The 7691-nt window shown below is 53.4% G+C and carries 6 protein-coding genes; 2 read left to right on the forward strand and 4 right to left on the reverse strand.

Translation table 11 applies throughout. The annotated features are described in order from the left end of the window. Positions 1–1055 (forward strand): ATP-binding protein (locus tag OLTU_RS19970; RefSeq protein WP_176736786.1); only part of this gene is annotated, 1055 nt, incomplete at its 5' end. Between the two features lie 8 nt (positions 1056–1063). Here OLTU_RS19970 and OLTU_RS19975 read toward each other — a convergent pair. The 4 genes from OLTU_RS19975 to OLTU_RS19990 form a co-directional block, all read right to left on the reverse strand. After that, on the reverse strand, positions 1064–1612 hold the full coding sequence (locus tag OLTU_RS19975; protein WP_141734524.1) for a lysozyme inhibitor LprI family protein: 549 nt from the start codon (positions 1610–1612) through the stop codon (positions 1064–1066). A 247-nt stretch (positions 1613–1859) separates the two neighbouring features. After that, entirely contained in the window at positions 1860–3380 is a 1521-nt protein-coding gene (locus OLTU_RS19980; RefSeq protein WP_141734525.1) for a hypothetical protein, read from the reverse strand. A gap of 491 nt (positions 3381–3871) precedes the next feature. Next, entirely contained in the window at positions 3872–4273 is a 402-nt protein-coding gene (locus OLTU_RS19985; protein WP_141734526.1) for a DUF2384 domain-containing protein, read from the reverse strand. A gap of 336 nt (positions 4274–4609) precedes the next feature. Then, the gene (locus OLTU_RS19990; RefSeq protein ID WP_141734527.1) at positions 4610–5404 is read right to left on the reverse strand and encodes a hypothetical protein; all 795 of its coding nucleotides are present in this window, start codon (positions 5402–5404) and stop codon (positions 4610–4612) included. Positions 5405–5844: 440 nt separating this feature from the next. On the opposite strand from OLTU_RS19990, the gene OLTU_RS32940 reads away from it, so the two are divergent. Beyond that, the coding region (locus tag OLTU_RS32940) for a hypothetical protein (RefSeq protein ID WP_218110151.1) at positions 5845–7691 on the forward strand (1847 nt) is incomplete at its 3' end.

Genomic DNA, 7691 nt, shown 5'->3' on the forward strand with positions numbered 1-7691 from the left:
TCATCCAGGAGAACGAAAAACTGATCCGTTCGCAAGGGGTGGAACGGAGGAACTTTGAAGTCCTGAAGCTCCTTTTCATCAATATGCATACGATCAAGGGTTCGGCCCGATCCCTCTATTTCAAGCGCATGACCCGGGTCTTCCATGACGTCGAGCAGTACTATGCTCATCTTCAAAAGGAGAGACAGGCATCCTGGGATGTTGAGAAGATGGCCCAGGACCTGAGTGAAGCTCGCAAGATCGTGGAGCTATATGAAAGTCTGGCCAAGGAAAAGCTCGGCCGAAGCTCGGAGCAGACGCACTTCGTGGAATTCAGGATCGAGCATGTCGAGGCGATTTATCGCAACCTAAGGGAATCCACACGCGGAAAAGAGTTGCCGGGCGATGTTCTGGCAAGCATTGATCAGATTCAGACGCTTTTCCATCACAAGATCTATAAGGACGCGAACGATGTCTTTCATGAGATCTTCGGTTGCCTGGCGGTTCTTGCAAAGGACTTGCACAAGGAGCACCCCGAGGTCATCCTGGAAACGAATGGCATTCTCCTGGGTGAGCAGGCCGATGAGCTTTTCCGCAACACGTTTGTCCATTTACTGCGGAACGCGATGGATCACGGCATCGAGTCTTCGGCTGAGCGGATCAAGGCAGGGAAACCGCCCAAGGGTACCGTGAGCATCACCATGCAGAGGCATGACGATATCATGCGGCTGACGTACCAGGACGATGGCCGGGGCCTCCACATGAAAAAGATCTTCGAAATAGGTTTGGCCCGTGGTCTGCTCAAGGCTGCAGATGCCGCCCATGGCAGTAAGATAGCCGGTTTGATATTCGACTCCGGTCTTTCAACAGCCAACCAGGTGACGGACATTTCGGGCCGAGGGGTCGGCATGGATGCTGTCAAACGGTATATTCAGGAATGCGAAGGCGATATCAGGATTGAACTCCTTGAGGATCGGAAGACCAACCCGGATTACTGCCCTTTCCGCTTTGTGATGGATCTGCCGTTCCATATGTTTGATGATGATCAGGACGTTATCGGCAGGGCAGCTGCATAAGACAGCTTCTAGTGTTCGATCAGTGACATCACCAGGGTAAAGGACTTTCCTGGTGGATATTTGTGGATGATCTCTTTCACGGCGAATTGGACTCCTATCTCGTGCTGATAGAACTCCTTTTCGTAAGTTTCCTTGAGCAGATAATAGTAGGTCGGCCCCCTTTTCCCGACAAAGCTGACTTCGTATTTCGCCCCCGTGTCTACTTTTTGCAGATTGATATTGAGCTTACCGCAGTTGAGATACCGGGAAATCACGCGCACAGCGTAAAAGCCCTCGTCTCCATTCATCCCGCGCACCATGGGAAGAAAGCATTCGGCGTCCGGTAACAGAGGTTCGGCGGGTCCATCATGCTTTTCATAAATGGCCCCGAATATGCGCGCATACTGCTCACGCAAGCAGTTGCCCAGGGCCGTCTGATTATTGCAGCTGTCCCGTTCCTTCAGCCAACTTTGGTATTCCTTTTTGAAGGCACCATCATTTTTTTTCTGGACATAGGTTTTGGCCAGTATCAGATCCCAGCGGGCGAACTCGTCGTCCTTGCAGATTACTTTTTCCACGTTGCTTCGGGCGTTCTGACAGTCAAAAGATGGTTTCGTGTGGGCAAATGATAGTGAAGCCAGCAGGCAAGCAGGGATCAGGCACAAACTCTTCATCAGGGTCTCCCTCACGTGGTCTTAACCCTGACTTGTTTGCCATAATGCTCGATCTATTGGCCAGTGAATTTCTGGAAATGGCGCCGGTGGCCTGATGCCATCTCACGGCTGTGATCGCAGCAGTCGATTACGGCCGTGAGACGGGCGTAGGTTACTTCAGGAAATAAGGTGTCGCCACCGCACTGCGGCATTGCCAGTTGAAGCTGCGAAGCTGGCCGACTTCTCCCTGGTTTGAAAAACCTTGAACAAGCTCTCTGGCTACTTTTTCCAGACCGGCATCCTGCTTTCCACCATGATGCCAGGCCATGGCCACGACATAGGCACTCTCGCCCCAGTGTTCATTATAAGGATCGACCTCACCGCGTTTTTTATCCATTCCCATCCAGTAATAGGGCTTGCCATTGGCATCCCGTCCTCGTTGGGCGATCACGCGTCCGAGCTTGACGATGGAATCCCGCACGGCCGCAGCACGGCTGCCTCCAAGCTCGGTGGCATAGGCATCCAGGCCATCGGCGAGGATCGCGCTCATCCAGGGACTACAGCCCGGATAGCCATATTCCTCATCGTGAGACGCAGCGGTATGCGCAAAGCAGCGGGCATCAGGTTGGCTGTTGCCGTAGTCATTTGAGTTTTGCAGGGCGAGGAAGGCGTCGACATCTTCGTTGGCTCGTTCTGTGAATTCAGCGGCCTTGTCATCAGAAACCAGAGCAGCCCAGACATTGGCGAGAAGTTGAAAGCCGGCATGGCGCTCGGTCCAGAAACCTCCTGAATAGCGGGGTTTCCACAAGAGATTGATGCTCGTTGCGATATCCTCAGCGCTTTCGCGGTATCGCTCATCACCCGTGAGGAGGTAATGAATCGCCATGTTTTGAGCATAGTAGTATTTCAAATCCTTGGACTTGCCTGGTACGGCGATGGTGAGGGATGATCCACTGCCGCGAATCCCGCTGCGATAGATTGAGGTTTCCCGATAGGCGCTCGTCAAGGGACCGATGTTTCCGGTGCGGGCATAACCTCGGTACATGACGGTGCCGCGGTCATAGAGCCAGACGTCGGCGGTGCTGCTTTTGGCTTGAAACGCATCAACATCGTATTTTGCGTAATCGCAGAGCTTGTCCCATGCTTCGAACGGTGTCCCGCGCACGCTCTCTGAAGTCACGAGCGGACCTAAGGCGCCGCTGGCGCTCAACCATGAACCTGGGAGCGTGGCCCATACGCGGGGTATTTCCGCTCCATTCGATTCCACCAGTGTGTCGGCGACGGGAATGGCGGTGATATCAGGTGTGCCTGGGGCTTTGCCGATGTGGACGATCACCGAGGTTTTTTCACTGATTTCTAGTTCGAACTGTATCTGCACACTGCGGATGCTTCCATCCGGATAGAGGGCAAGCGAGTGACGGGCCGTGGGCAGCTCGACGTCATTATGAAGAACCTGAACCAACGCAGCATCTTTCAGCTGCCCTGGAAGCAAAGGAACTGCGAAATTAATCCGTTGCCGTCCTGATACACCTGATCGCGGTTGGAGTTCAACCGTCAGGGTATTGGTATCAATTTTGCTTTCGTCATTGGCCTCAAGGGCTTTCGTTTGACTCCTGTCCGCGAGACCGCAGGAGGCTATCAGAATGGGTCCAAACAATAACAAGCCGCATTTCAGTACCTGAATCTTCAACATGATTCGCTCCTCAGTTCGATGACGCTCCATGGCGTCGGCCCGATTCTGGATTTACCGCAATCCACGAATCGTTCCTTGCCCAAGGCTTTGGTTTCAGGAAAAAAATTCACGTGTCGGCTTGGAGATTGACCGGAATTCCGTCACCAGCCTTGTAAAGCGTCGAGTTTATGAACAGGCAGCCTGTCGTGAAGATTGGTAGCATTGCATGGGAAATAACGCAAGAGCAGTCAAAGTCTGACGCAGGCGGGTGACAGGTGATGGAAAGTGTTGATCCAGGCCGTCAGGAATCTACGGCAGTTCATATCGCTCCACAGCGAATATTGACTTTGCTTCTTCATCGTCTTTCACATAGAAGCAAAAGTTCAGCCCCTCTCCTGAGGGATCGGCCGTTGACGGGAAGCGTATGCATGCATTCGGCCTGGAATCGGTTCCAGTCCTTCTCAGAAAACTCTGCAATTTTTTCAAAAGAGACGTTGGAGCTGATCTTGATCTTAGATCGATTTGAAGGTTTCCGAGTCATTGATCAGGTTCTCTTGAAATTCGTAGACGGTGGAGCCGTTTCCGCCCATCACAAGGGAAAATGGCGTCATGTTATAGAATCTACGGCTTGGCGAAAAAAGCCATTCCATGACCGCTTTTTCATCGCCTTCAAAGAGAACGAAAGCATTATCGATCACACGGGTCAGCTCCCTCAGCCTTTGTTGAATTTTCTGGGGAATCCGAACCTTTTCCTGATAGAGGGTCGATCGATTGACATCCAGTTCCCGCGCCATGGCCTTTGCTGTGAAGCCGGCAAGAGCTGAAAGTCGACGTAGCGTCTCACCACGAACGGCGGTTTGAGCCGGATCCGCCCACAGCTTTATCCTGACCCGAATCTTTTCAGCGTTTTGCATGACATTGTCCTCATAAGCCGATTCAACCTGGCCTCAATTTCAATGATGCCACAAGTCTTATCGGATGACACAATCCCCAAGGGTTGGGAGGGAATATGGGGACGGCTTCACGGCAAGCCCGGGGGGCCCGTTAGGCAATTCAATGTTTTACCAAGCGCGTGAGCTCGTTGAGTCCCAGTCGCCTTCGTCCAATTCCTGGCTTGAAGGAGATGATGCTGGTGAAAGAAGCGTCTGAGTTTGTGGAAGAGGTGGAGTGATGCGTAGGATTCCCGGGCGTGACGGGAACAAGAAACCCCGCCTCGCAGCGGGGTTTGTGATTTCGTGAGAGCTTGGGTGTTAATCTTCGGTTTTGAAGCCATATGAAAGTGGGACTTGAAGTGGCAACGAAACGCTGTCCGGAAAACTATAAGATTTTGTTATTGCGTAGGCATCGAGTGGAGTGTCTGCACCCAAGACGGTACATGTAGCGTCTGCGGCGCGAAGCGACTTCATGACTACGCCCGACTCCAAAGTCTCTGTACCTTGGGTAATAACATATCCGGATTCTGATGTTCGCAAAATAGTTCCGCCGGGAAGGGGTCTATTTACGTAGCAGGTACCGCTACAGGTTGTATCAGTATAAGCACACACAAAAACCCTATCGATTTCCATTATCACGCCGCTGCTATACATTGCTGGCAACACGTACTCACCAGTTTGCAAGTTGATTCGGGCAAAACCACCATTTGGAAAGAGAACGAGACCAAGCGAGGCTTCCATCAAGACACCTATGCTTTTGCTGTTCTTATCAAAAATCCAAATCCCCGAATTTGCAGGCGATCCTGCTTCACCAATTTCGCCCTTTTCGCCCTTTTCACCCTTTTCACCCTGGTCGCCTTTTTCCCCTTGGTCACCTTTTGATCCCGTGATTTCGACGAATGACGTTCCATTACAAACATAAAGTTTTGATTGCTCTTCGACCCAATACACGCGGGACATCTCTTCAACCGAACACGTTGGAAGATCGGTGGGCGTTGCCACCACAGTAGTCAGAGCAGAAAGGTCATTTTCCTTACTTTCTTTCTTCCCACAAGATGTCAGGAAGAGACTAGACATGATCACACCGGTTAACACATGGTTTGCAGCTCTCATCGAAATTTCTCCCACTCTTATTTAGTAAGCACCTGCCAGGCGCATGCACCATTACACACACAACCCTTGAAAGCAGATGTAGAACTAATGCCGTCTCCTACCGCGTATACAATCATTCCTGCTGTTGTTGGGGTGCAAGCTGGGATGGGAGGGTTACCACTCCCGACCTTGGTAATACTATCCTTACCAGGCTCACCTTTATCACCTTTGTCACCTTTTGGACCCTGAGGACCAGCGGGACCAGCAGGACCAACTTCACCAGCTACACCCTGAGGACCTGCAGGACCGACATCACCCTTGGGACCCTGAGGACCAGCAGGGCCAACAGGACCAACTTCACCAGCTACACCCTGAGGACCTGCAGGACCGACATCACCCTTGTCGCCTTTGGGACCGGCTTCACCTTGTGGGCCCTGAAGACCAGCTTCACCTTGTGGACCTTGAGGACCAGCAGGACCAACTTCGCCTGCAAGACCCTGAGGACCGGCTTCCCCCTGATCACCCTTATCGCCTTTGTCACCTTTGGGACCAGCAGGACCAATGGGACCAACATCACCAGCCACACCTTGTGGACCCTGAGGACCGGCTGGACCCATTTCACCTTGATCGCCTTTGGGACCAGCAGGACCCACGTCACCTTGATCACCTTTTGGACCCTGTGGACCAGCAAGTCCTTGTGGGCCTTGCGGACCGATTGGACCTACTTCACCCTGTGGACCAGCGAGACCTTGTGGACCTTGCGGGCCGACAGGACCCACTTCACCCTGATCACCTTTGGGCCCTTGTGGACCAACAGGACCAACTTCACCCTGGTCACCTTTTGGACCCTGGGGACCAACTGGACCCATTTCACCAGCTACACCCTGTGGACCAGTTTCACCTTGTGGGCCTTGAGGACCAGCAGGACCAACTTCACCCTGGTCACCTTTTGGACCCTGGGGACCAACTGGACCCATTTCACCAGCTACACCCTGTGGACCAGTTTCACCTTGTGGGCCTTGAGGACCAGCAGGACCAACTTCACCCTGGTCACCTTTTGGACCCTGGGGACCAACTGGACCCATTTCACCAGCTACACCTTGTGGACCAGTTTCACCTTTAAGGCCTTGAGGACCAGCAGGACCAGTTTCACCCTGTGGACCAGCAGGACCAACTTCACCTTGGTCACCTTTTGGACCCTGGGGACCAACTGGACCCATTTCACCAGCTATACCTTGTGGACCAGTTTCACCTTGTGGACCTTGAGGACCAGCAGGACCAACTGGACCCATTTCACCAGCTACACCTTGCGGACCAGTTTCACCCTGTGGACCTTGAGGACCGACAGGACCAACTTCACCCTGGTCACCCTTATCGCCTTTGGGACCTTGTGGACCCATTTCACCTGCTACACCCTGTGGACCAGTTTCACCCTGTGGACCTTGAGGACCGACAGGACCAACTTCACCCTGGTCACCCTTATCGCCTTTGTCACCTTTTGGTCCTTGTGGACCCATATCACCTTTGGGACCAGCTTCACCCGCAAGACCTTGTGCGCCTTGAGGACCAGCAGGACCTATATCTCCCTTGGGACCTTGAGGACCAGTTTCACCAATCTGACCCTGAGGACCGGCTGGGCCGACTTCACCTTTGTCGCCCTTATCACCTTTCAAGCCTTGTGGACCCGTAGCACCGATCTCACCTTTCAAGCCTTGTGGACCCGTAGCACCGATCTCACCTTTGGGACCTTGAGGACCGGCTGGGCCGACGTCACCTTTGTCGCCCTTATCACCTTTCAGACCTTGAGCACCGATCTCACCTTTGGGACCTTGGGGACCAACATCACCCTTGTCGCCTTTATCACCTTTCAGACCCTGAGGACCCTGAACACCAGGGATACCCGTGGGACCAGTCTCACCTTTGTCACCTTTGGGACCAGCAGGGCCGACATCACCCTTGTCACCTTTGGGACCAGCAGGGCCGACATCACCCTTGTCACCTTTGGGACCAGCAGGGCCGACATCACCCTTGTCACCTTTGGGACCAGCAGGGCCGACATCACCCTTGTCACCTTTGGGACCAGCAGGGCCGACATCACCCTTGTCACCTTTGGGACCAGCAGGGCCGACATCACCCTTGTCACCTTTGGGACCAGCAGGGCCGACATCACCCTTGTCACCTTTGGGACCAGCAGGGCCGACATCACCCTTGTCACCTTTGGGACCAGCAGGGCCGACATCACCCTTATCGCCCTTATCACCTTTCAGACCCTGCGGACCAACCGCACCGATCTCACCTTTGTCACCTT

This window comes from Oligoflexus tunisiensis (genome assembly GCF_001748245.1).
GTDB lineage: Bacteria > Bdellovibrionota_B > Oligoflexia > Oligoflexales > Oligoflexaceae > Oligoflexus > Oligoflexus tunisiensis.